Here is a 23,271-nt window from a genome sequence, read left to right as displayed (position 1 = left end):
CTTTTCGGTTTTTCCCTAGTTTCAAACTCAAATAATCCTCAGAATCAGCAAACACCCCACTCCCCCTTTGGGCATTTTTATGCTAAAATAGTAGCTATGGATAAAATTATTAAAACTATATCAGAAAGCGGAGCCTTTCGTGCTTTTGTCCTTGATAGCACAGAAACCGTCCGCACTGCTCAAGAAAAACATCAAACCCAAGCTAGTTCAACTGTAGCGCTTGGTCGTACACTTATCGCTAGCCAAATTCTTGCTGCCAATGAGAAAGGAAACACCAAGCTGACCGTCAAGGTTCTTGGGACTAGCTCCCTCGGTGCCATTATCACAGTTGCAGATACCAAGGGTAACGTCAAAGGCTACATTCAAAACCCTGGAGTTGACATTAAAAAGACTGCAACTGGTGAAGTCCTAGTCGGGCCTTTTGTCGGAAACGGTCAATTCCTCGTTATCACAGACTATGGTACTGGAAATCCTTATAACTCTATGACTCCCCTCATCTCGGGAGAAATCGGTGAAGATCTAGCTTTCTACCTAACAGAAAGTCAACAGACCCCTTCTGCAGTCGGCCTCAATGTCCTTTTGGATGAAGACGACAAGGTCAAGGTTGCAGGTGGCTTCCTAGTCCAAGTGTTGCCAGGAGCCAAGGAAGAAGAGATTGTTCGCTTTGAAAAACGTATCCAAGAAATGCCAGCTATTTCGACTCTTCTAGAAAGCGATGACCATATCGAAGCCCTTCTCAAGGCTATCTACGGAGACGAACCATACAAACGTCTGTCTGAAGAAGAAATTCGTTTCCAATGTGACTGTAGCAAAGAACGTTTTATGAAGGCTCTTTCTAGTCTTCCAAGCTCAGACTTGCAGGAAATGAAGGACGAAGACCACGGTGCAGAAATTACTTGTCAATTCTGCCAAACTACTTATAATTTCGATGAAAATGACCTGGAGGAACTCATTCGTGACAAATCTTAATACACCTTTTATGATTGGTAATGTTGAGATTCCCAATCGGACCGTTTTAGCACCCATGGCGGGAGTAACCAATTCTGCCTTCCGTACCATTGCAAAAGAGCTTGGAGCTGGACTCGTTGTCATGGAAATGGTCTCTGACAAGGGAATCCAATACAACAACGAAAAAACTCTTCACATGCTTCATATCGATGAAGGCGAAAACCCAGTCTCTATCCAACTTTTTGGTAGCGATGAAGATAGCCTTGCACGCGCAGCAGAATTCATTCAAGAAAACACCAAGACCGATATCGTGGATATCAACATGGGCTGTCCAGTTAACAAAATCGTGAAAAACGAAGCTGGGGCTATGTGGCTCAAGGACCCAGATAAGATTTACTCTATCATTAACAAAGTTCAATCTGTCCTTGATATCCCCCTTACTGTCAAAATGCGTACGGGCTGGTCTGACCCATCCCTAGCAGTTGAGAATGCCCTTGCTGCCGAAGCTGCAGGTGTCTCTGCCCTCGCTATGCATGGACGTACACGTGAACAGATGTACACTGGGCACGCTGACCTTGAGACTCTTCATAAGGTTGCACAAGCTCTGACCAAGATTCCATTTATCGCTAACGGAGACATCCGTACGGTTCAAGAAGCTAAACAACGCATCGAGGAAGTCGGTGCCGACGCCGTTATGATTGGACGCGCAGCTATGGGAAATCCTTATCTCTTCAATCAAATCAATCATTACTTTGAAACTGGAGAAATCCTGCCTGATTTAACCTTTGAAGACAAGATGAAAATTGCCTATGAGCACTTAAAACGCTTGATTGATCTCAAGGGAGAAAAGATTGCGGTCCGTGAATTCCGTGGCCTCGCTCCTCACTATCTCCGTGGAACATCTGGCGCCGCTAAACTCCGTGGAGCTATCTCACAGGCAAGCACACTTGCAGAAATTGAAGCTCTCTTACAGTTAGAAAAAGCATAAACGTATAAAAATTGGCAAATCTCAAATTGAGATCTGCCGTTTTTTATATATTTTCATCTTGCAAATCTAACTGCTTCACTCTAGCAATATAGTATGCCATAATCAACAACAAATTAAAGCTGACAATCCAAATAGACCATTCATGGAAAAAATGCATAGATACAGCCAAGCTAATGGCCCCCACTACGAAACTACCTACAACAATACCATAGTTCAAGGCTTGTCGACGATATTCTTGAACATCTCCTTCTCCTCTAACGATGCGATACAAAGCAATCAACATTTTTCGGTAATTTCCAGACGTCATAAAAATGACATAAGGATGATCTTCAATCAAACTACCCGTAAATGTTAGCAGCATCATTCCAGTTCCAAAAGCAATAAAAGGAACTTCTAATAGAGGAAAGCGGGAAAAGAAGGGCAGAACAAGGGTCCCGATAAATAAGGGAAGCAGCATCTTAACCCGCCAATAGGCTGTTTTGCGATATTCTTTCATGTGTAAGGCAAAAAGAAAGCCTAGGGAAAAGAATATAATCGAGCAGAATCGCAACATGGTATTGATGACATGTGAGTCGTGCCAATCTGATATCAGTAGGAGAATGTTCCCTGTCTGTGTCGCCACCAAACTATGGTACTGGATGTGACAGAATACATCCAAAGAACCACCGATAAAGCCAAGAAACACTCCCATGAGCCGTGTGTTTTGAGGTAAAATTAATTTATCTGGCATTGATTCATCACTCGTTTCCCTTTGATTTTTTCATTATACCACTTTCTCTGAAAGAAACTAAGTGAAAAACGGTCAGTTCAGGTAGATATGATTAGATATACTCCTAAGTTAGTCTCATCTCTGAAGTTCATTTATGACGTCTTATCAACTTCAAATGCTGTAGGCACTCATCAACTGGACTATTTTTAAACAAATTATTTCTGTACTGAAGTCTATGGTTTAATCAAAGTAACACTTGAAACAGTACCATCTGCACCTGTTGTAATTTGGATGACTTTTCCACCACCTACTTCAGCATTGTATTTTCCATCATCAAGGGTATAAGAATAGCTTTGGATAGAGTAGTTTTCTTTCTTGCCATCAGCAGATTCTACTGTAAATTGACCGCCTGATGAGACAGTGATCGTTTCACCATTCGCACCCTTCCAATTCCCAGCCGCAGCCGAAAAATCTTTGTCTACCATAGTCAAGACACCTTTATAACGTTTGTTGTGCTCTGCTTGCTTGTCTTGGAGTTTGCGATCAGTTGCTGGATCATAAGCTGACTGATTCGATTTTGCTTGTGTTCCTTGTTGATTGGATGGGGCTTGAGAAGGGGTTTGCTTAGCAGAAGGTTCTTGATTTTGTTTTGTTTCTGGTGCTGGTGTTGCTTGCGATTGGTTAGCAGTAGTCGTTGACTGATCAGAAGATGATGATTTAGCTTTTTCTGTTGAAGCTGAACTTGAGGACTTCTGAGTCTTGTTCTCTTTACTTGAAGAACTTGCCTTAGAACTAGAAGATGCTTGTGTTGTCTTGCTAGAACTATCACTTGTGGTATTTTCTTTCTTATTACCACAAGCCCCCAATAGTAATGTTGAAGCGAGTACAGTTGCAGCCATTAATTTGATAGAAGTTTTATTTTTCATTTTATGCTCCTTTTGTAACATTTTTGAAATGTTAAGAAATATTTTTGTAACATTATTGTAATATTTGTTTTAAAATTTGTCAACTATTTATCTAAAATTTTTTAGAATTATTTTTTAGTACATTTATTTCCTTATCCCTCCTATATCTTTTATTCGTAAAGAATTAAAAAAAAACAGGAAAATTTTTCCTATGAGAATACTATATTTTATACGTGTAATCGCTTGCATTTTTTTCTTAAAGAACTATAATAAAATTGAAATAGGATATTGGAGGTGTAGGCTTATGTTAAGCAAATATTACAAGTATCTTCCTTGGGTGATTTTAGATGCTTTCGTTTCTTATGGGGCAGCTACTCATTACGCTCAAACAACATTTGATTTGTTCTACCTAACTGCCATTTTCATGATTGTCTATGTAGCTTTATTGTATTTACACGAAACCTATTTAAAATATAAATACAAAGATTTATTCATTCGAATCATGAGCAATTCAAAGAAAGATAAACATCCTTAAACAAAAAGAGGTCGGGAAAAAATCCCGACCTCGCTTTTTTATGACTAATAAGTCTTTGACACGATGGCTGAATTGACTTTTGACACAAACTGTATTTTCTCTATTCTCAAGCTCAACCAGCCATCGGATTTGTTGAAACTTCTCAAATCTGAGACTAGGAAACCGAGACTTGATCTATCGATTTCTGTCCCCAAGCCTTTTATTTCAATCGATAGGTTTTTCTTGGTTTCTTTTTAGGCACTCGTTTGAGTCCAACTTCTTCTACATACTCACCGTATTTTACAAGAAAGTTATTGCTGACGATTGGTCGTCCTGGATTGATGAGATTGACTAATTCGGTTCCTTCATAGACAGTGAATTCCTCCTCTAGCAGATAGAGGAAGGTCGGATTCCAGTCAAGACGCCCTTGGATTCGTTTAATAGACTCTTGGATAATGGCATAATGGTCAAAGGCGAAGGCTTGCTCCCCCAGCTCTAGTCCCTCTAGGAAGCACTTACCCGTCTGAAAATCAACATCGACAAAAACCACATCCTTGGCATCATCTCCAGCTTGAACGAGTTCGAGTGCTCGACTAGGTAGATACACCAAGTGGGCGATAGTAACCGTCCAGCCCCGCGGATCACGACCTGGAGTAGATACTGTCATCAACTGTTCGATTTTTTCCAAAGGAAGGTCGAGGTTAACCTCCTCTCTCACTTCACGCTGACAAGCATGCCTTGCATCTTCGCTCTTATCCATAAAACCACCGACCAAAGCCAAACAGTTTTGATAAGGATGGGCCTTGCGACGAATTAGCAAGAGTTTGATTTTCCCTTCCACAAAGCAATAAGCTACCATATCCACCGTCACGCTCGGTTTTTCATACTGAGGAAGATCCTGTTTGCAGTACCAGTCTAAAAATTCCTTCTCAGTCGCATGAATCTCAAAATATTCTCTCTCTGTCATTCCAGCCGGGATTATCGTTTCAGTCATCTTATCCCTCCTTGACAGCTTTTGTCCATTGATACCAACCGACTAAACTATTGATGGTATAAACCCAGTACATACCTTGGATATGGATATTTTCACCCCACCAGAGGTAAATACTAAAGAGATTGGTAGCAATCCAGAAAATCCATTGCTCACGGTAAAGACGTGTCATCAAGAGCTGACCAACACCATTGGTTGCATCGGTAACACTGTCACGGAAAGGACGAGCGCTATGGATACTTTGGTAGGCAAAGCCCATGCCAATCCAGATGATGACTGTCAAAGCCAAATATTTGATCCAATCAATCAGGCCAAGTTTCTTAGCTTCAAAGTGGGATTCTTCTGGTTTTCCTTGCTCATTGATCCGATTAGACAACCAAGTATAGAGACCAATAGGCTGCATGACAAAGAAATAAACTGTTGTCAAAACTTCACCGTAGAAAGTAGCATTCATAGCTAGGACCAAATAGATTGCAGAGTTAATAGTACCAAAAAGGTAGTTACTAGCTCGACCTTCAGCAACTAAGATAACGCAGACAATCCCTGTCCAAGAAGCCAAGAGACCAACCCAGTCATGACTTTCCGTGTTTTGTGTAAACTCCAGAATAAGAGGGACACTTGATAAAGCAATCAAATAGAGCCACTGGAAAAGACTGCGTCCCACAAAGAGGTCTTTCCAAAGCAAACGCATAACTCCTGCAAAACCAATTTTACGAGCTTCTGCGTGAACATTTTTAAAGTTTTCAATAAATCGTGTGATTTTTTCAGTTATTTTTTTCATTTTCTTCTCCTAATCTGCTTGGTAAATGGCATCAATAGCCACTTTTGCTGCTTCATAATTTCCTAGATAGTCATCAGCTAGATAAACATGAGGGATATTGGCTAGATATTGCTCCCTCATCATATCCAAATGCTGAGAAAAACTGTGACGGATATGGTCTTCTGCCATAGTCATGTCGCGAAAACCATCATTGACATAAGAGCCAATAGGTTGCACAAAGAGGATTAAATCCCACTTTTCCTTGGCTAATATGGAAACAAAGAGATTGTCAAAGGTCTCTCCGGACAAGTCCTCCTGCTCTTCGCTTTCCATGTAGTAATCGTAGTAGCCCTTGGTTACCAATGAGTTGGTGTCTGCAATGACCAGGCCTCGATTGGCATTGCTATCGATTAACTTGGAAGTTTGGTCATATTGGCCCAAAAGAAGGTAATAATAATCTTTTGGGGTAAGCTCATCATCTCTGACATTATTTTTTATCTGATACTCACGAGCATACTCCAGACTGACTGGCGCATCATAAAAACGAGCTAAATCCTTGGCTAGAGTTGTTTTACCATTACTAGCACTTCCCATAATCAATACTTTCTTTGTAAACTGACGGCGGAAAGGTTGAGCGATATATTTCCAATATTTGCTTGGATTTTCTCGAATCATGGTAGCCGAAATTCCAAATTTTCTTTCCTGTAGAACAGTCTCGAAACCACGTTCTGACAATTCTTGTTGGTATTCGGACTCTCCTACAAAAAAGATTAGTTCCTCACCAGTCTGGTCATAGGAAATGGCCTGCAACATCTGATCCAACCACTCCTGCCAGCCCATTGGATAGCGTGGAATATTGGTTTCGTCAAGTTCACAAACAGAGGTCAACTCATCATCTCGAAATGCTTCACGAATATAGCGAAACCTCTTTTGTAGTGTAAGTCCAACCTGTTCACCACGATCTCCCTTATAACCTGAAACTACCACCCATACAGCATCGCATTGTCGTTTTGCTCTTTGGATTAAATCAATATGCCCCTGATGCAAGGGAGCAAAGGTTCCAAAAACCACTGCTATCTGTTTTTTCATGTCTTTTCAACTTTTTTATAACTTTTTATATTTTATATCATACTCTATCTTGTTCTGTTTGTCAAGACTTTTTTATTATTTTTTATAAAAACATTTCTTAATTATAAGATTTTTACTTGATATACAAAACTGGATTAGTAGAAATTCGTTTTTGAACTCTTTAAACTAAATGTACAATTCAAATGTTTATTTGAGTCACAACTTTCCAAAAAAGAGGCTGAAACAATCTGTTCCAACCTCACAATTTTAAACAATCTCAAATTTTAATTGACCAGCTTTGACACCAATCTTAAGGGTCTTGCCTGCTTCCAATTCTCCTTTGAGTAAGAGTTCAGCTAGTTTATCTTCCACTTCCGTTTGTAGAGTTCTACGAAGCGGTCGAGCTCCCATCTCTGGATCATAGCCTTGCTGAGCTAGAAGTTTAAGGGCAGATGCTTGGAGTTTCAAGTCAATGCCTTTCTCTGCCAGGCTTGCAATCAATGGTTTGACCATAATCTTAACTACTTCTTGCATATCTTGACTTGACAAGCTATGGAAGACCACCTTCTCATCAATACGGTTGATAAACTCTGGACGATAAGCCTTTTTCAACTCCTCAAACATCCGTTTTTCCATATTTTCTTGGTCAAAACGAATGTCCTTAGCTCCAAAGCCAACTGTCTTGTCATCACGAAGCGCTGTCGCACCAAGGTTTGAAGTCATGATGATGATGGTATTAGAGAAGTCAACCTTGCGACCCTTACTGTCTGTCAAGACACCATCATCCAAGACTTGCAAGAGCACATTAAAGATATCTGGGTGTGCCTTCTCTACCTCGTCAAAGAGCAAGACTGAGTATGGTTTGTTACGAACCTTCTCGGTCAACTCTCCACCTTCTTCGTAGCCTACATAACCTGGAGGAGCTCCATTGAGACGACTGGCTGCAAATTTCTCCATATACTCACTCATATCAAAGCGGATAAGAGCAGACTCATCATCAAAGAGAACTTCCGCCAAGGCCTTGGCCAACTCGGTCTTACCAACACCTGTAGGTCCAAGGAACATAAAGGATCCAATTGGACGTTTATGACTATGAATACCAGATTGATTACGGCGAATGGCACGACTGATACTAGATACAGCTTGTTCCTGTCCGATAACACGTTTATGCAGTTCAGCTTCAAGATTGAGATACTTCTTGGCATCTGTTTGAGTCAATTTTTGAACTGGAATACCTGACAAGCGACTCAAGGTGGTCAAAATATCTGATTCTGTCACCAAGTCTTTATAAACAGGTACTTCCTGTTCTTTTGCAATGAGTTGAGCAGCTTGCTTCCATTTACCATCCATCAAAGCCTTATCAGCTGGTGTTAAATCTGACTCATCTTTTTTAGCGTGCTTTGATTTATTTTGGACAGTTGCTGCCGCTTCATCCAAGAGATCAATTGCTGAGTCTGGCAAATGACGACTCGTCAAATAACGATGTGCCATTTTGACAGCTATTTCGACTGCATCGTCTGTAATTTGGACATGGTGGTGTTTCTCATAAGTTGCTTTCAAGCCCTGCAAAATAGCCATACTATCTGCTAAACTTGGCTCCTCAATCATCACTTTAGCAAAACGACGAGAAAGGGCTGCGTCTTTTTCGATGTGCTTTTGGTACTCTTCCTGAGTAGTCGCACCGACAGTTCTCAGAGTTCCACGCGCCAAGGCAGGTTTCAGGATATTGGCTGCATCCAAGGTCGAATCAATCCCACTTCCTGAACCCATAATGGTATGAAGCTCATCGATAAAGAGGATGACCTTTCCATCTTCCTCGATATCTTTGATGATATTGTTCATACGTTCTTCAAAGTCACCACGGAAACGAGTTCCCGCAACCACATTCATCAAATCGAGTTCTAAAACTCGCATCTTAGCCATTTCATCAGGTACATCCCCGTTGGCAATACGTTGCGCAAGACCAAGTGCCAGAGCTGTTTTACCAACCCCCGCATCTCCAACTAGGACTGGATTATTTTTTGTCTTACGGCTCAAGATTTGAATCATACGAGAGATTTCTTGGTCGCGCCCGATGACTGGTTCCAATTTACCTGAACGAGCTTGCTCCGTAAGGTCATGCGTATAATCTTCCAAACCTCCACTTGGTGTCTGAGGCATGCCCATCATATTAGCCATGGAATTTTGCTTATCCGCTACCGTACGATGGCGTTGGCGAAGGGCCTTCAAATCTTCTCTAGTCCAACCAGCACGCGCTTCAAGACTTCGACGAAGTCCAGCAATCTTGACCTGATCCTTCTGATCTTCGTAAGAAAATCCCGCTTTTTCTAAAATGCGAGTAGCTAAGGCATTGCCATCATGTAAGATAGCATAAAGAAGGTGCTCTGTTCCCAATACCTTGGCATGTACGACAGAAGCAACGTGCTCTGCTTCCAACAACAATACCTTCAACCGGTGTGAAAAAGGCAACTCCTGATAATGTTCCTTATCGCTATACTTTGTTTCAGTCAGCTCTACAGCAACTTCCTCCAGACGATCAATCTCATATGGAAATTCGTTTAAAGTCGCCCCAGCTACACTGTAACCATGATTGGCCATAGCAATCAATAGGTGCCATGACTCTAGGTATTCTGCCCCAAAATGACTGGCGACCAGAAAGGCACTTTCTATACATTCTCTCAATGCTTTTGAATATTTCATTTAGTTCTATTTTCCTTTTCTATCTACCTCTTGTAATAACTGACGGAGCATATTGGCACGGATAAGATTGGCATCATCACCTAAAACTCGGTCTGTCGCCATTGCTAATAATAGATTCATCTCCTGACGAGTCACTAAATCCTGCTCAAACAAGAGTCTTAAAACATCTTCAAAGATAGCTAGGCTAACTTCTTCACCTACCGAATACAGTAAATCGCGGAGCATTTCATGGTGGTTTGAGAATTCAATCCGACCAATGCGAATATAACCGCCACCTCCCCGCTTACTTTCAACTAAATAGCCTCTGCTTTCAGTAAATCGAGTCTTAATCACATAGTTGATCTGGCTAGGCACGACTTGAAAGGTATCCGCTAATTGGCTTCGTTGCAACTCAACCATACCCGACTGCTCCAAAATCGCCTTGATATAGGCCTCTATATGGTCTGATGTATTTTTAAGTCTCATAACAAACCCACCTCTCTTTAAACCTTGACTATCTTTGACTATTATACCGAATTTTTCGATTTTTTAAAAGAAAAAGGGGCTGGTAATGAAGAATCCTCACCAACTCCCTATTTTTCTACTTATCTAAGCCTAATTCTGCCAAGATTTGACGTTTGTAGGCAATCTTTTGGACTTCCTTGTCCTCGTCTTCAGACCAATCTAGTTTAATTTCAGCAACAATCTGCCCAGGGCGATTTTTCAAGATATAGATACGGTCGCTAAGGTTAAGGGCCTCCTCAATACTATGCGTAATGATGAGTGTCGTCAGGCCTAGCTGTTTATGAATATCAAGATACCAGGCATGAAGTTCCATTTTGGTCATCTCATCCAAGGCACTAAAGGCCTCATCTAAAAGAAAGAGCTTGTGCCCAAAAAGGTAAGTGCGGAGTAAGGCCACACGCTGGCGCATCCCACCACTAAGCTCATGAGGATACTTATCCCGTACAGCCGTCAACTGAAAGGTAGCAAGGATTTCGTCTGCACGGGCAATGGCTTCCTCCTTATCGACCTTTTGAATCAAGAGGGGCAGGATGATATTGCCAAGAACGGTCTTGTGTTCCAAAAGTAGATCCTTTTGTAGCATATAGCTCACGCGCCCCTTGGGATTTTCCTCACCGTCAAGAATGATTCGCCCCGACTGGACTTCTAAAATCCCTGCAATCAGGTTAAAGAGAGTGGTCTTTCCTGCACCACTGGGCCCTAGGATAGAAACCACTTCACCTGAAGTCACTTGTAGGTTAATATCTTCTAAAATCTTCTCATCATCGTAGGCATAGCTTACATGTTCTAGTCTAATTTCTGTCATTATTTTACAAATTCGTTAGTGAAACCTTTGTCAGTCAAGTCTTCCTTGAGGATTCCATTTTCCTTATCCCATTTGTAGAAGGCATTCCAACGGTCAGCATCAAACTGTCCCCATTTTTCCTTATCACTTGCGTATTCTTTTGACAAGTATTTCTGAGATTCGATGACAAAGTCACGTTTATCTTTGAGTTCAGGTGCATTTTTGATGAGGATATCTGCAGCTTCTTCTGGGTGCTCCATAGCGTATTGGTAGCCTTTTTTTATGGCTTGAATGACTTTACGAGCTTCTTCCTTATTATCTTTCAAATAATCATTGTTTGCGATGATAACTGGTGAGTAGTAGTCAAACTCTTTGACGTAGTCTTTCAAATACATAAAGTTGGCATCCACACCTTGCGATTTGGCAAGGATTCCATCCCAACCATAATAAATCCAAGCAGAGTCAAAAACGCCATTGGCAATCGGTGTGATCGAGTTCGAGTCGTTGTTTGGTACTTTTTCAACCTTCTCGAAGTCTCCACCTTGAGATTCTACCAAGGTTTTCAGCATAGCAAGCTCAGTTGGGTCATTCCAAGTTCCGTATTTCTTACCAACCAAGTCTTTAGGACTATTGATATTGTCAGACTTACGAGAGATAATCCCTGATGTATTGTGCTCAACGATCGCTGCAACGGCAGTAATTCCTGCCCCTTTTTCCAATTTCTTAGCCATGTAGTCTTGGAAATAAATAGCAAACGGTGCCTTACCATTGATCACCAAGTCAGATGAACTTTCTTCTGGTGGCAATTTCAAATCAACATCCACTCCAGCTTCTTTGAAATAACCTTTTTCTTTGGCTACATAAAGCCCTGTATGGTTGGTATTGGGTGTCCAGTCTAGGATAAAGTCAATTTTTTTGAGTTCTGCTTCTTTGTTATCCTTAGAAGCTGTTCCTTGGCCACAAGCCACAAGCACGACAGCTAGAAAAGCTGTTACAATCGTTAAAAACACTTTCCATGTTTTCTTCATTTTTATTTCCTCTTTTCTTTTTCCAAAACGCTCTATTTTAAGCACGTTTCCATTTAATCACATATTTTTCACTGATATCGACTAGCTTCATCCCCAGAAGACTGATCAGCGATACCAGAATAATAATCGCAAACATGGTATCATACTGAAACAGTTTTTTGGACTGAATCATGTAGACACCTAGTCCTTCAAAGCCTCCCAACCACTCAGATACAACTGTTGTGATGAAAGCATAGGAGACACTGACCCTCAGACCTGCATAAAAGTAGGGCAGGCTGACAGGGATTTTAAAATGCCACAGGATTTGCCAAGGATTCGCTCGCATCAGACTAAACAAGGTCAGCATGTCCTTGTCGCAATGCCTAAATCCATCTAGAATACTGACGATAATAGGGAAGGTTGTCGTCAAGATAATCAAGACAATCTTGGGCAAGATTCCGTAACCTAGCCACAAGACCAGGATAGGGGCTATGGCAATGGTTGGTATGGTCTGGACAACCACCATCATAGGGTAAATCAAATCATTTAGCCAGCCCAGACTATCCATAAGGACAGCCATGATACAGGCTATTAAAACACCCAAGACCAAACCTAGTAAAGCTACTCTCAAGGTTGCCCAGCTATGGTACCAGAGAAATTCTCTATCACGAACAAAAGACTGGAGGATTTCAAGTGGTGTCGGCAAGATAAACTTTGGTAGAAGTTTTAAGAAACCTGCCACCTGCCAAAGAGACAAGACACCCAAAAATCCTAGCAGGCTAATACGCCGTCTCATTATACTTTTCAAGTTTCTCATCGATGCTTAAAATCTCTCCTATATTTATTTTCACATTGGCAAAAACATTGTCTGCTCCTTGACCTGCCACCTCTAGCGCTTCTTTGAGAATACGCATCAAGTCATCAAAATCTCCCTCTAGAACCGTTTCAAAGGGTGTCACTATCATAGTAACTTCTTGAGCTTGCAGATAAGCAATGACTTGATCGATAATAGCTATGCGGTCAATCCCTTGTGACAGGGGTAAGATTTGTAAAGCAATGCTTGCTTTCATTAAAACCTCCTTCTAAGTTACAGTTTTTCTTTGTAAAAAAGAAAAACCTCTTTCATATATGAAAAAGGTGCAAAATTAGGCCAAGTATTCGTTCCCTACGCTGGCATTACCCAGATCAGGTGCGGTCGAAGTTTAACACTTCCTCTCAGACTGTACACAGACTCCCATATATTATATGGACATATGATAACGCAAAATAAACAAGATGTCAAGGAAACTGCTTACAGAAAAAGAGACGGCAAACCTTCTCTTTCTCTAATTATACAGATGAACTAGCTCTTTCGATTAAAGCATAGGGGCAAATAACTGAGCTACTTCTTTGATTAATGTTTGATACCAAGTAGGCTTGATTATTCCAGGAAAAATTTCTTGCGATACTTCAAAAATCTCTTCAAAGTCCTTACGAATATCTGCAATCGATGGTGTTTCGTACAATAAAACTGCATTTTCATAGTGGTGAACCAAGCTGCGATAATCAAGATTTATGGTTCCAACAACCGCAAATCGATCATCAACAATCATTTGCTTACTATGGATAAAACCAGGAGTATACTCGTAGATACGTACACCAGCAGACAAAAGATTAGGATAAGACCCTCGAGTTACTAACTGGATGAGCTTTTTATCTGGGATAAATGGAGTTATAATTCTCACATCTACGCCTCGCATAGCCGCATTTTTGATATCCTCTGTCAAATCATAATCAATAATGAGATAAGGCGTGGTAATGTAGACAAAATCTTCCGCTTGATTAATCAGATTTTGATAGACGATTTTACCCACCTTCATTCTATAGATAGGCTTTGGTCCACTTCCATATGGGATACATAGACCGCTACCTGGTCGTGTCTGATTTTCCAAATGATACTGATCAAAATCACTGATTTCTCCACGGTTGATGTACCAGTTCATGAGAAATAGTCTTGTAAAGGCTTGAGTCGCCGGACCATCTATCCGAATCCCACTATCTTTCCAATGTCCAAAACGTTCAATCTGATTGATATATTCGTCTGCAAGATTAATCCCGCCAGTATAGGAAATTTGCCCATCAATGACTAATATTTTTCGGTGGTCACGGTTATTATAGGCCACTGTCATACGTGGAATCACCTTATTAAACTTATGAGCATCAATCCCTTTAGAGCGTAAATGAACAGTATAATCCCCCGGCAAGGTCACCATGCAACCAATATCGTCGTAGAGCATCTTGACCTCGACTCCCTGAGCTGCCTTTTCTTCCAGAATCTCGAGCATGCTATCCCACATCAAGCCCTCTTCGACAATGTAGTATTCTAGAAAAATAAATTTTTTAGCTCTCTTTAGATCCTCCAGCATCTGTTGCCACATTTCCTCCCCATTTGCAAAGAATTGTGAGTCTGTCTGATCATAAACTTCTGCATTACTGTCCATATGCAATAAGGCATTGATAATTCCGTAAGCAGATTTATCAGTTTCCTGTATATCTTGATGAAGACTATGTTCGCGCTTTTCATGAGATGTGATAGAACGAAGTTCCTGTAATTGTTTAAATTCCTTTTTTGATAACCGACGCTCACCAAACATGATATAAAGCAAGGGACCAAAAACAGGGACAAAAGTAACAATCAACCACGTCACCTTGCTTTCAGGAGACATAGAACGATTGACAATGGCTAAAACAGTCGCCACGCTGACAAGAAATACAAGAGCAACCCAAACAAGTGGAGCAATCTGGCTCATGTAAAGAATGACTGCAAAAACTACAAATAATTCTATCAGAATTATCGCAATACTAAAGCCATACTTGGACATCAATAGTCGAAATTTTCTAGTTCCCATAACTCCCTCTCAATTTCTAAGTCTACTCCCTAATTCAACGTCTGAAAACGCTTGTTACCTTCTAGTATACTTAGTTTCATAAAACTTATCAAGCTTTTTCTGTATAGGCCGATAGTTCTACCTATAAAATCATTTAAAAAGCAGGCAATTTACATGTGCCTGCTCTCGTTTTACAATTTCAACGCCAACATATTGACCGTCATACCAGCTGCAGTTCCCATCAAGAAGATAGTATCTCCTTCCTTCACATAGCCATGATCGAGTGCATAGGCCAAGCCAAAAGGTACCGCAACGGAAACCATATTCCCATACTCACTGACAATATTGAGATACTTGTCTTTACTAACTCCTAGTTTATCCATAACAAGTGGTAATGCTCGACTAGCTTGGTGTGGAATAATATAGTCTACAGCATCTTTAGAAATACCAGATTTCTCTTGGAATTCTTGGAACATTTCTGGAATGACACGAGCAGAAAGCAAGAGGATTTTCTTCCCTTTCATATCAAACATGAAATTGGTCTTCGTTTCTTCCGAGTACTCTTTTGGTTGGTAAGAAGTCAGACCTCCACGGATTTCAGTATCGTGGACTCCCTCCGACCAAGTGCGTTGAAGGCTTGCTATCACTCCCTTATCCTTGTCACTTGCTTGGAAAATAAATGCTGCCGCCCCATCACCAAAGAGTTCATAACTTTCTTTTTGCTTTGGATTGAGCCCCAAGCTACCGACTTCACTGGAAACAATTAAGACACGACGATATTCTCCTGCTTCAATCAAATGTGACATCGTTGATAGAGCTGAAATAAAACTTGTACAAGTCGTATTGATATCCATGGCTGGAATAGATAGTCCTTTTGCCACGCGCTCATGAATCAAAGCAGCTGTACACGGAATAGATTGAACACCAACCGCACTAGCTGATACAAGGCAATCAATATCTTTAATACTTAAGTTTGCATTTTCAAGCGCAGCTTGGATAGCTACTTCTGCCAAATCTAGCTGTGTTTCTTCATTTTCTACAACACGGTAACGCGTTTGGTCTTTAAATTGCACTGTGTTTTTTGGGAGGCAAACTCCATAGCCTGCAATTTCTACATGTCTTTTTACTTCTGTCATAATCTTTTGTCCTTTCATAAACGTTGGATACGTTTGAGCTTACGACTTGTATCCCAGTGATAATCTGAAAATCGAATTTCAGGTACTTTAAACTCTTTCTGTTGAGCTAAGAGTCTGAATTGCTCTGTGATTGCTGTTTCTACTTGCTCATCCCTTCGACTCAGACAAACTTCTACTAACTTTTCAGAATGCTGTTTAACTTGGTAATCTCCGACATTTTCCACAAAGAGAATGCAACGCCTGATAAAGTCAGGATAAATCCTTACCTGACCTCCATCCAGTCCTTCAAAGTAGAAGATGTCATCAGAACGTCCTTCGACCTTGTCAATCCTTGTATAATGAGATCCACATGGACAGGGCTCAGGATTTTCAACCAAGATATCGTTGAGCTGGTAGCGATAGACGGGCTGACTACTCCGCTTAAAGTCAGTAATGACTGGATAAAATCGTCGGTCATCCAGGTAGTTCTTTTCCACAAAGATGATATCTTCATTGAGATGAAGATTGCCAGCTGAGCAAGTACAAGCTAGAAAACCTTCTGTTGCTTGATAGACCTGGTCAATAACTGGTAGTGCAAAAGCCGCAGAAATCCGTTCTCTGTCAGTATCTTCCAAGATTTCAGCCACCGAAACGATTTTTTGTGGACGAATCCTTAATTCTCCTATCTTTAGGCGCTTACCCAATTCAATCAACATCGAAGCAGGCGCCACCACGATGGCCGGTTGATAATTGTTGAGGCGCTCGATATGCTCATCTGTATTCTTGAAAATATCAAAGTATTCTAAACGTATAAGTGCCGTATTGATGGTCTGATACAATTCATTATCCGCTCTGAGGAAAAAGGCTATACGGTGTCCAAAAAGGTGACCTTTGGGCAACATCTTTGCCAAGATAGCCGCTGCCCACATACTTCGTTCTTTTTCAGTTGTGATAAAAAGTCCTCGGTGTCCAGATGTTCCCGAAGACAGCCCAACAGCTATTTCTCCTTTGAGTTCTGTAAAATTTCGAGTCTTTTCACTTTCGATGGCCAAAGCTAAGGCCTCATCTCTATCCACTCCTTGAGTATTAAGTTCATTGAAATGCGTCATCATAAAAGCTTTATCCATATGGTCAAAGTCGTGAGGCACACCATTTTTAAAATAAGGTGATTCACGTTTTAGAAATTCCATATAGGCATCTAGTTGCTTTTTCTGATAGCTTTCTAAGGCTTCTCGAGACTTAAAATTATGAAGCCAACGAGTCTGGATAAAAGTTTTAAGAAAGGTTATTTTTTTCATACAAAATCCGCTCAATCCTTTCTACAGGGTCATGGCTGACAAGCGCTTCTATACCATCATTTAACATCTCTTCCAGCAACTCTGTTCCTTTGATATAGTCAGCCTTGCTATCTTGAACCAAGGAAGGAATCAGATGCATCTGTTTCGTATAGGGTAAGAGGTCAATTCCCCAACAAAGATCCGCTGCGATAAAGAGATGATAATCTGGAATAAAGAGGCAGGCTTGGCCCTTAGCATGCCCATCAATAGAAGCTACCAGGATACTTCCGTCTCCAAACAAATCATAGGTAGGACGGTAAGAGAAGTTGGAGTTTTGCTGATCTGTCTTGATGACTGTCAATCTTTCCTCGAAGTCACTCGGCAAAAATTCTTTAAAAATTAAATCTTTTAGTTTTGGTTTCTTGTAAACATCGTACACTTCCTGGGTTAGGATAAAGCTTGCGTTCGGAAAGAAACTAGCCCCTCCTAAATGATCTGGATGTAGATGAGACAGCAGGACATAATTAATTTCTTCTGGTTTAATTCCTTTAGCCTTCAGCAAATGCGAAATCTGATCCTGCTCTGTCATTTGAACGGGCGTCCCCAAGCGATATAAAGCATATCTTAGTTTTGTCTTAATATCGTAGTGATAGCCAGTATCATAAAGTACATAGCCCTTATCCCTATGTTTGATTAAAAAGACGCCTGCTGGGAAAGTCATCTTTCTATTCTTGACACCTTTAAAGAGCAAACCGGCATAACTCGTACAACATCCCGCTGGGAAATACTCAATGCTTTCGATAATCTTGGACATATTGTTCAATCCCTTCTGAAATACTAATTTTCGGACGATACCCCAATTCCCTCTGAGCCTTGCTAATATCTAGAGTTTGACTATAACGAAGTAGATAATAGGTATATCGTGTTAAAGGTGGCTCCCCTTTAAAGTGCAAGGTCTTGTATAGAAATTCTAAACTACTTGCAATTCCTGATAAGAGAGATGCTGGAATTTTTCTATATTTGATTGGATAACCCAGACCTATCAAACTTTCCTCTAGCAAATCTCTAAAAGCCCTCGGCTCACCATTAGTAATGTTAAAAACCTCACCTTTGGCTTCTGGAGCTTCTAAGGCTAACCGAATTGCCAGAGCAACATTTTCCACACAAGTCATGTCCATGAGCTGACGCCCATCCCCAATCAAAGGAATGCCAATTTTTTGACTAAGATTGATCACCCGTGGCAAGATGTTAGTATCTCCAATCCCAAACAGTCCCCGAGGCCTCAAGATAACACTAGGAACATCTGGATAATCCTTAAAGAGTCTCTCCGAAGCCAATTTGCTACGGATATAATTATTGAGATTATTTCCCTCTGGAGCATCACTTTCTTTGATCCCTAGTTGATCTTTTGGAGCAGCATAGATGCTTGGTGAGGAAACATAGACTAAACGCTGAATACCTGTTTGGCGACATGCCTCGAGAACATATTTGGTTCCTAAAACATTGGCCTGATAAAAATCTTCCCAGGGACCCCAAACTGTTGACAGAGCTCCCGCATGAACGACCATATCCATCCCCTTGCAAGCTTCTACTACATCCTCAGCTTTGGTCAGATCTCCCTGAAAAAAACTAACCGAAGAATTCTCTAAAGAGCGACCAACCTGACTATTTCTACCAAAGGCTCTTACTTGATAACCATGTTCTACTAGTTCTTCTACTACATATTTACCCAAGAAACCAGTGGCTCCTGTAACTAATACTTTTTTCATCATTCTTTCTCCTTATCTGCTAACAGACGGTGGATTTCGCTTTCCAAAATTTCTGTTGGATGATAGGATTGTGCAGCCTGGCGTAAAATTTCTAATTCTGACCAATCTTCTTTAGCAATTAATTTCTCAAAGGCTAAACCAATCGCTCTCGTATCCTCTTTATTAGCAGTCAGTGCAACACCCGCTTCCACACCACGAACGGCATAATCAAATTGGTCGTAGTCATGAGGCAAAATCAAAGCTGGTTTACCATAAATGATACACTGATAAAAAATCCCAGCTCCACCATGATGAATCACATAATCCATCTGAGGAATGTATTCTTTGTAAGGAAGATAAGAAACAAGGGACAGATTCTCCATCAGATTCTCACACTGAAAAGGTTCTCCACCAACTCCACGAGTCACAAAAAAGTGAAAATCAGGATGCGCTTTGGCTAGTTGCTTCGCTTGAAAGATTAGATTATCTTTGGCCCATGCCAGTTGTGTCCCACAAGTTACCAAAACCTTTTTTCGATTAGGGAAAACCGACAAATCTAATGGATAATCCTCTCCAGCCTCAACAGAAGCACCAGAGGGCCCTACCCATTTATAGTGTTTTGGGAATCCTTTTTTTAACTCTACTTCTTTCATCCCTATACCAAGGATTGAATATGGAGAATAAATAGTCTCTTGGTCCAGCTGATTATAGAGTCTAAAATTATATCTCTTTAAACGATCACGCAATAAAAAAGATACAATACGTTTAACTAAACGGGTTGCTTTTCTCCCGACATATTGTATTGAAGCTTCCCAGCCATTCTTAGGACTCCCCATTCCACCGATTAGACATGGCGGGCCATCAGTAGTCTCTAAAACAAATTGTGTAGCCATGGTAGTTATCCAAGGAATACCAAGTTGATTAGCTACAAGACCACCAGATAAGGTTATAAAATCAGCAATAACAATATCTGGACGATTCTTTTGCCACTCTTTCATTAATTGATCAGAAACTACGTTAATTAAATCAATACTTTCAGAAAGTTGATGATAGGCCGATAAAATTCCTAATTGCTCAGAGTTATTTGCTGCTTTTTCGAACTCCTCAACGTGGCCTTCTAGTATAGTAACTACATTAAAACCTGCAGCCTCAGCAACAGTTTTTTTCTGGGGGCCTGTAAATAAACGTATCTCATACTGAGGATTGTCTAATAGAGGTAGTAATAAATTCATAGTTGGATACAAATGTCCACTCAAAGGAACAATCACAACATCGATTTTGATTTTCTTCATAATCCTAGCATATCAAATTTTCCAAAAAAGAACTATCACGAGGATAGTTCTTCTTTAATATTATTGGCTTTAAATCATAGGAATAGTATTTGATTTCCTCATACATTATTTGAATAATCGGGAGGAATTCAGTAATGTAAGAATCTTAAATTTACTATCCCACAAAAGCTCTAAAATAGGTTTGCTTAGAACAATTCCTTATAGAAAGCAATGGTTTCTTCCAAAGTTGGCATGAATGGATTACCTGGCGCACAAGCATCAATCAAGGCATTCTTAGAAAGGTATTCAAAGTCAAAGTCTTTTTCTTCGATACCAAGTTCTGTAAGTTTCTTAGGAATACCGACAGTTTCAGAAAGTTTTTCAATTTCAGAAATAGCATAAGCAGCACATTCTTCGTCTGATTTTCCTTCAATTTGCATTCCCAAGGCCTTAGCAACATTACGGAAGGCTACAGGTACACGTTTAGCATTTTCACGCTCAACGACTGGCAAAAGCATAGCACAGCAAACACCATGAGGTAAGTTATAGACTGCACCCAATTGGTGAGCCATTGAGTGAACATAGCCGAGTCCAGCATTGTTAAAGCTCATCCCGCCAAGGAAGATAGCATTAACCATACCTTCACGAGCTTCGATGTCATGTCCATTTTCTACTGCACGTGGAAGATATTCTTTGATTAGCTCGATAGCTCCGATAGAGAGTTTCTTAGTCACATCATAAGCACCTGGTGTTACCAAAGCTTCAACGGCGTGAGTAAGAGCATCCATACCAGTAGCCGCAGTCAAAGCTTGAGGTTTTGAAACCATCAATTCAGGGTCATTAACAGAGATAAGGGCAAGACTGTTTTTATCCACCATTACCATTTTAACCTTACGTTCTTCATCAGTGATCACGTAGTTAATGGTAATTTCTGCTGATGTACCTGCAGTAGTATTGATAGCGACAACTGGAAGACCTTTTTGAGCAGACTTATGCAAACCTTCATAATCCTGTGGTTTACCACCATTCGTCGCGATTACAGAAATACAGCTAGCTGCATCCTGTGGAGAGCCACCACCGACCGAGATAATAAAGTCACAGTTGTGCTCTTTCAAAGCAGCAACCCCATCCATAACATTTTTACAACTAGGGTTCGGTTCAACATCACTAAAGATAACGTAAGCAATTCCTTCATCATCTAAAGGTTTTAAAATTTTTGGCAAGATATCACTTGATTCAATAAATTTATCTGTTACCAAAAGAGCCTTACTATAACCCAACTCCTTAACATAAGGCCCAACTTCATTTACCACACCTTTACCAATAAGGTTAACTGCTGGAACGTAAAATGTTGCCATATTTTATCCTCCTTGCGCTTTTCACGCTATATATTTAGATTAATTATATAATATGTTTTCTGTATTTTCAAATATTTGTGATTTTTTTAACAAATAGGATCTTTAAAAAATTTTTAACAAAATTTCATAAGGAAAAGATAATCAGACAAATTTGAGATGGACTATTTTATTCGGCTCTATAATTTCTGTAGTGGGTAAAACCACCATAGGAATTATGGAGCCTATTTTGTTGTAGAAAAAAAGTCCCACAAGACCTATAATGAAAAGTGACCAAACCATCATTAGAAAGAATCTTATGGAACAATTAAATTTCATCACAAACTTACTCGGAATTAAAGACAAGAACATCATAATCTTGGATTATATTGATGCTGGAACGCATAATGAAGTCATCGCTAAGCTAAATTATCCTGCTCCTAAGTGTCAGCACTGCCTAGGGCAAATGACTAAATATGACTTCCAGAAAGAATCTAAAATCCCCTATCTAGAGTGTGCAGGCTATAAGACACTCATTCGATTGAGAAAACGCCGTTTCCGTTGTAAACTCTGCGGGAAAATAGCTTTCGCAGAGACTTCCTTAGTCAAAAAGAATCACCTAATCGCGACCATCGTCAACCAGAAAATCACTCAAAAATTAATCGAGAAAGTCCCTATGACGGCTATCGCAGAAAGTCTATCTGTCTCTACTTCGACAGTCATTCGTAAATTGAAAGAATTCAAATTCAAGACAGATTTATTTTTCCTTCCAACTCACATGTCTTGGGATGAATACAGCTTCAAGAAAGGTAAGATGAGTTTCATTGCACAGGATTTTGATTCCAGAAAGATTGTAGCTATCCTGGATGGGCGAACTCAAGTGACTATTCGCAATCATTTCCTTCGTTATTCTAGACAGGTGAGAAGTCGCGTGAAAGTCATTACCATGGATATGTTTAGCCCCTACTATGATATTGCCAGAAAACTTTTTCCTAATGCTAAAATCGTTCTCGACCGCTTTCACATTGTCCAACATCTCAATCGAGCTATGAAACGTCTTCGCATCCAAGTCATGAATCATTTTGATCGTAAATCGCACGAATATAAGGCACTAAAACGTTGCTGGAAACTCATTCAACAGGATAGCCGCAAACTCAGCGATAAACGATTTTATCGTCCGACTTTTCGCTCACACTTGACCAATAATGAGATTCTCGAAAAAATCCTTGCATACTCTCAAGAACTTAGAGAACACTATGACCTCTATCAACTATTACTGTTTCATTTCCAAGAGAAACAAAGAGACCATTTCTTTGAACTGATTGAAGAAACGATTTCTTGTGTAAATCCTATTTTTCAAACTGTTTTTAAGACCTTTTTGAAAGACAAGGACAAAATCATGAACTCACTGGAACTGCCCTACTCAAACGCGAAACTAGAGGCTACTAATAACCTCATTAAGGTCATCGAGCGCAATGCTTTTGGCTTCAGGAACTTTGAAAACTTTAAAACTAGAATCCTCATTGCTTTGAACATAAAAAAGGAGAGAACCAAGTTGGTCCTCTCCAGGTTATAACTTTTCATCAACCCACTACAGTTGACAAAGAGGCACAAATAAAAAAGAACAACTAGTGTTCTTACTCAAGTAATATTTATCGGGAAGACAGGATTCGAACCTGCGACACCTTGGTCCCAAACCAAGTACTCTACCAAGCTGAGCTACTTCCCGAGTTAAATAGAAAAAATGCACCCTAGAGGAGTCGAACCTCTAACCGCCTGAT

General features: G+C 40.3%; 22 protein-coding genes, 1 tRNA gene and 1 riboswitch. Of the genes, 4 read left to right on the top strand and 19 right to left on the bottom strand.

Annotated features, from left to right (window positions below; all coding sequences use genetic code 11):
- The first annotated feature begins 96 nt into the window (after positions 1-96).
- Entirely contained in the window at positions 97-969 is an 873-nt protein-coding gene (gene hslO / locus PCY17_RS09425; RefSeq protein WP_301393485.1) for an Hsp33 family molecular chaperone HslO, read from the top strand.
- Complete coding sequence (gene dusB, locus PCY17_RS09420; RefSeq protein ID WP_049508077.1) at positions 956-1,936, top strand: tRNA dihydrouridine synthase DusB; 981 nt, start codon at positions 956-958, stop codon at positions 1,934-1,936. Before hslO ends, dusB begins: the two co-directional genes overlap by 14 nt.
- A 43-nt stretch (positions 1,937-1,979) precedes the next feature.
- On the opposite strand, the gene PCY17_RS09415 is transcribed toward dusB, so the two are convergent.
- Entirely contained in the window at positions 1,980-2,666 is a 687-nt protein-coding gene (locus PCY17_RS09415; protein ID WP_049508074.1) for a YoaK family protein, read from the bottom strand.
- A gap of 212 nt (positions 2,667-2,878) precedes the next feature.
- Positions 2,879-3,571 carry a hypothetical protein gene (locus PCY17_RS09410; protein ID WP_301393482.1) on the bottom strand — a complete coding sequence of 231 codons (693 nt, stop codon included), beginning with the start codon at positions 3,569-3,571 and terminating at the stop codon, positions 2,879-2,881.
- Positions 3,572-3,854: 283 nt separating this feature from the next.
- On the opposite strand from PCY17_RS09410, the gene PCY17_RS09405 reads away from it, so the two are divergent.
- Positions 3,855-4,085 carry a hypothetical protein gene (locus tag PCY17_RS09405; RefSeq protein WP_049549587.1) on the top strand — a complete coding sequence of 77 codons (231 nt, stop codon included), beginning with the start codon at positions 3,855-3,857 and terminating at the stop codon, positions 4,083-4,085.
- Positions 4,086-4,284: 199 nt separating this feature from the next.
- On the opposite strand, the gene PCY17_RS09400 is transcribed toward PCY17_RS09405, so the two are convergent.
- The 16 genes from PCY17_RS09400 to PCY17_RS09325 all read right to left on the bottom strand — a co-directional run bounded on the left by PCY17_RS09400 (position 4,285) and on the right by PCY17_RS09325 (position 21,514).
- Positions 4,285-5,058: an NUDIX hydrolase gene (locus PCY17_RS09400; RefSeq protein WP_301393479.1), complete on the bottom strand. Its 774-nt coding sequence runs from the start codon at positions 5,056-5,058 to the stop codon at positions 4,285-4,287.
- A gap of 1 nt (position 5,059) precedes the next feature.
- The gene (gene pnuC / locus PCY17_RS09395; protein ID WP_301393477.1) at positions 5,060-5,836 is read right to left on the bottom strand and encodes a nicotinamide riboside transporter PnuC; all 777 of its coding nucleotides are present in this window, start codon (positions 5,834-5,836) and stop codon (positions 5,060-5,062) included.
- 9 nt (positions 5,837-5,845) lie between these two features.
- Entirely contained in the window at positions 5,846-6,904 is a 1,059-nt protein-coding gene (locus PCY17_RS09390; RefSeq protein WP_301393476.1) for an AAA family ATPase, read from the bottom strand.
- A 246-nt stretch (positions 6,905-7,150) separates the two neighbouring features.
- Complete coding sequence (locus tag PCY17_RS09385) at positions 7,151-9,583, bottom strand: ATP-dependent Clp protease ATP-binding subunit (protein WP_301393474.1); 2,433 nt, start codon at positions 9,581-9,583, stop codon at positions 7,151-7,153.
- 6 nt (positions 9,584-9,589) lie between these two features.
- Entirely contained in the window at positions 9,590-10,048 is a 459-nt protein-coding gene (locus PCY17_RS09380; RefSeq protein ID WP_301393472.1) for a CtsR family transcriptional regulator, read from the bottom strand.
- Positions 10,049-10,163: 115 nt separating this feature from the next.
- Positions 10,164-10,892, bottom strand: a complete 729-nt coding sequence (locus PCY17_RS09375) for an ABC transporter ATP-binding protein (protein WP_301393470.1) — start codon at positions 10,890-10,892, stop codon at positions 10,164-10,166.
- A complete protein-coding gene (locus tag PCY17_RS09370) occupies positions 10,892-11,899 on the bottom strand; it encodes an ABC transporter substrate-binding protein (protein WP_301393468.1) in 1,008 nt (335 codons plus the stop codon). Before PCY17_RS09370 ends, PCY17_RS09375 begins: the two co-directional genes overlap by 1 nt.
- 37 nt (positions 11,900-11,936) lie before the next feature.
- Positions 11,937-12,695 (bottom strand): ABC transporter permease, encoded by a 759-nt coding sequence (locus PCY17_RS09365; RefSeq protein WP_049503782.1) that lies wholly within the window; start codon positions 12,693-12,695, stop codon positions 11,937-11,939.
- Positions 12,658-12,948 carry a thiamine-binding protein gene (locus PCY17_RS09360; protein WP_049503781.1) on the bottom strand — a complete coding sequence of 97 codons (291 nt, stop codon included), beginning with the start codon at positions 12,946-12,948 and terminating at the stop codon, positions 12,658-12,660. Before PCY17_RS09360 ends, PCY17_RS09365 begins: the two co-directional genes overlap by 38 nt.
- A gap of 75 nt (positions 12,949-13,023) precedes the next feature.
- Positions 13,024-13,126, bottom strand: a riboswitch (TPP riboswitch).
- A 107-nt stretch (positions 13,127-13,233) separates the two neighbouring features.
- Positions 13,234-14,766 (bottom strand): cardiolipin synthase, encoded by a 1,533-nt coding sequence (cls, locus tag PCY17_RS09355; RefSeq protein WP_301393464.1) that lies wholly within the window; start codon positions 14,764-14,766, stop codon positions 13,234-13,236.
- A 170-nt stretch (positions 14,767-14,936) separates the two neighbouring features.
- On the bottom strand, positions 14,937-15,881 hold the full coding sequence (locus PCY17_RS09350; RefSeq protein WP_301393463.1) for a 3-oxoacyl-[acyl-carrier-protein] synthase III C-terminal domain-containing protein: 945 nt from the start codon (positions 15,879-15,881) through the stop codon (positions 14,937-14,939).
- Between the two features lie 14 nt (positions 15,882-15,895).
- Positions 15,896-17,158 carry a F390 synthetase-related protein gene (locus PCY17_RS09345; RefSeq protein WP_301393462.1) on the bottom strand — a complete coding sequence of 421 codons (1,263 nt, stop codon included), beginning with the start codon at positions 17,156-17,158 and terminating at the stop codon, positions 15,896-15,898.
- Entirely contained in the window at positions 17,136-17,951 is an 816-nt protein-coding gene (locus PCY17_RS09340) for an MBL fold metallo-hydrolase (RefSeq protein WP_049503852.1), read from the bottom strand. Before PCY17_RS09340 ends, PCY17_RS09345 begins: the two co-directional genes overlap by 23 nt.
- The gene (locus PCY17_RS09335) at positions 17,926-18,906 is read right to left on the bottom strand and encodes an NAD(P)-dependent oxidoreductase (protein WP_049503861.1); all 981 of its coding nucleotides are present in this window, start codon (positions 18,904-18,906) and stop codon (positions 17,926-17,928) included. The genes PCY17_RS09340 and PCY17_RS09335 overlap by 26 nt, the downstream gene beginning before the upstream one ends.
- Positions 18,906-20,177 carry a nucleotide disphospho-sugar-binding domain-containing protein gene (locus tag PCY17_RS09330; RefSeq protein WP_301393459.1) on the bottom strand — a complete coding sequence of 424 codons (1,272 nt, stop codon included), beginning with the start codon at positions 20,175-20,177 and terminating at the stop codon, positions 18,906-18,908. The genes PCY17_RS09335 and PCY17_RS09330 overlap by 1 nt, the downstream gene beginning before the upstream one ends.
- A gap of 185 nt (positions 20,178-20,362) precedes the next feature.
- Positions 20,363-21,514, bottom strand: a complete 1,152-nt coding sequence (locus PCY17_RS09325; RefSeq protein WP_223140431.1) for an iron-containing alcohol dehydrogenase — start codon at positions 21,512-21,514, stop codon at positions 20,363-20,365.
- 295 nt (positions 21,515-21,809) lie between these two features.
- Here PCY17_RS09325 and PCY17_RS09320 point away from each other — a divergent pair, with 295 nt between their 5' ends.
- Entirely contained in the window at positions 21,810-23,066 is a 1,257-nt protein-coding gene (locus tag PCY17_RS09320) for an ISL3 family transposase (protein WP_301393456.1), read from the top strand.
- A gap of 79 nt (positions 23,067-23,145) precedes the next feature.
- Here PCY17_RS09320 and PCY17_RS09315 read toward each other — a convergent pair.
- A tRNA-Pro gene (locus PCY17_RS09315) sits at positions 23,146-23,219 on the bottom strand.
- Positions 23,220-23,271 lie beyond the last annotated feature (52 nt).

The organism is Streptococcus sp. SO2 (assembly GCF_030440025.1).
The sequence above is the reverse complement of the archived record's forward strand: the minus strand, read 5'-3'. Positions and strand labels throughout refer to the sequence as shown.

Bases quoted from the DNA above. Each gene is read 5' to 3' on its own strand.
- hslO (WP_301393485.1), top strand. From the start codon at position 97: ATGGATAAAATTATTAAAACTATATCAGAAAGCGGAGCCTTTCGTGCT.
- PCY17_RS09415 (WP_049508074.1), bottom strand. From the start codon at position 2,666: ATGCCAGATAAATTAATTTTACCTCAAAACACACGGCTCATGGGAGTG.
- PCY17_RS09410 (WP_301393482.1), bottom strand. From the start codon at position 3,571: ATGAAAAATAAAACTTCTATCAAATTAATGGCTGCAACTGTACTCGCT.
- PCY17_RS09405 (WP_049549587.1), top strand. From the start codon at position 3,855: ATGTTAAGCAAATATTACAAGTATCTTCCTTGGGTGATTTTAGATGCT.
- PCY17_RS09400 (WP_301393479.1), bottom strand. From the start codon at position 5,058: ATGACTGAAACGATAATCCCGGCTGGAATGACAGAGAGAGAATATTTT.
- pnuC (WP_301393477.1), bottom strand. From the start codon at position 5,836: ATGAAAAAAATAACTGAAAAAATCACACGATTTATTGAAAACTTTAAA.
- PCY17_RS09390 (WP_301393476.1), bottom strand. From the start codon at position 6,904: ATGAAAAAACAGATAGCAGTGGTTTTTGGAACCTTTGCTCCCTTGCAT.
- PCY17_RS09385 (WP_301393474.1), bottom strand. From the start codon at position 9,583: ATGAAATATTCAAAAGCATTGAGAGAATGTATAGAAAGTGCCTTTCTG.
- PCY17_RS09380 (WP_301393472.1), bottom strand. From the start codon at position 10,048: ATGAGACTTAAAAATACATCAGACCATATAGAGGCCTATATCAAGGCG.
- PCY17_RS09375 (WP_301393470.1), bottom strand. From the start codon at position 10,892: ATGACAGAAATTAGACTAGAACATGTAAGCTATGCCTACGATGATGAG.
- PCY17_RS09370 (WP_301393468.1), bottom strand. From the start codon at position 11,899: ATGAAGAAAACATGGAAAGTGTTTTTAACGATTGTAACAGCTTTTCTA.
- PCY17_RS09365 (WP_049503782.1), bottom strand. From the start codon at position 12,695: ATGAGAAACTTGAAAAGTATAATGAGACGGCGTATTAGCCTGCTAGGA.
- PCY17_RS09360 (WP_049503781.1), bottom strand. From the start codon at position 12,948: ATGAAAGCAAGCATTGCTTTACAAATCTTACCCCTGTCACAAGGGATT.
- cls (WP_301393464.1), bottom strand. From the start codon at position 14,766: ATGGGAACTAGAAAATTTCGACTATTGATGTCCAAGTATGGCTTTAGT.
- PCY17_RS09350 (WP_301393463.1), bottom strand. From the start codon at position 15,881: ATGACAGAAGTAAAAAGACATGTAGAAATTGCAGGCTATGGAGTTTGC.
- PCY17_RS09345 (WP_301393462.1), bottom strand. From the start codon at position 17,158: ATGAAAAAAATAACCTTTCTTAAAACTTTTATCCAGACTCGTTGGCTT.
- PCY17_RS09340 (WP_049503852.1), bottom strand. From the start codon at position 17,951: ATGTCCAAGATTATCGAAAGCATTGAGTATTTCCCAGCGGGATGTTGT.
- PCY17_RS09335 (WP_049503861.1), bottom strand. From the start codon at position 18,906: ATGAAAAAAGTATTAGTTACAGGAGCCACTGGTTTCTTGGGTAAATAT.
- PCY17_RS09330 (WP_301393459.1), bottom strand. From the start codon at position 20,177: ATGAAGAAAATCAAAATCGATGTTGTGATTGTTCCTTTGAGTGGACAT.
- PCY17_RS09325 (WP_223140431.1), bottom strand. From the start codon at position 21,514: ATGGCAACATTTTACGTTCCAGCAGTTAACCTTATTGGTAAAGGTGTG.
- PCY17_RS09320 (WP_301393456.1), top strand. From the start codon at position 21,810: ATGGAACAATTAAATTTCATCACAAACTTACTCGGAATTAAAGACAAG.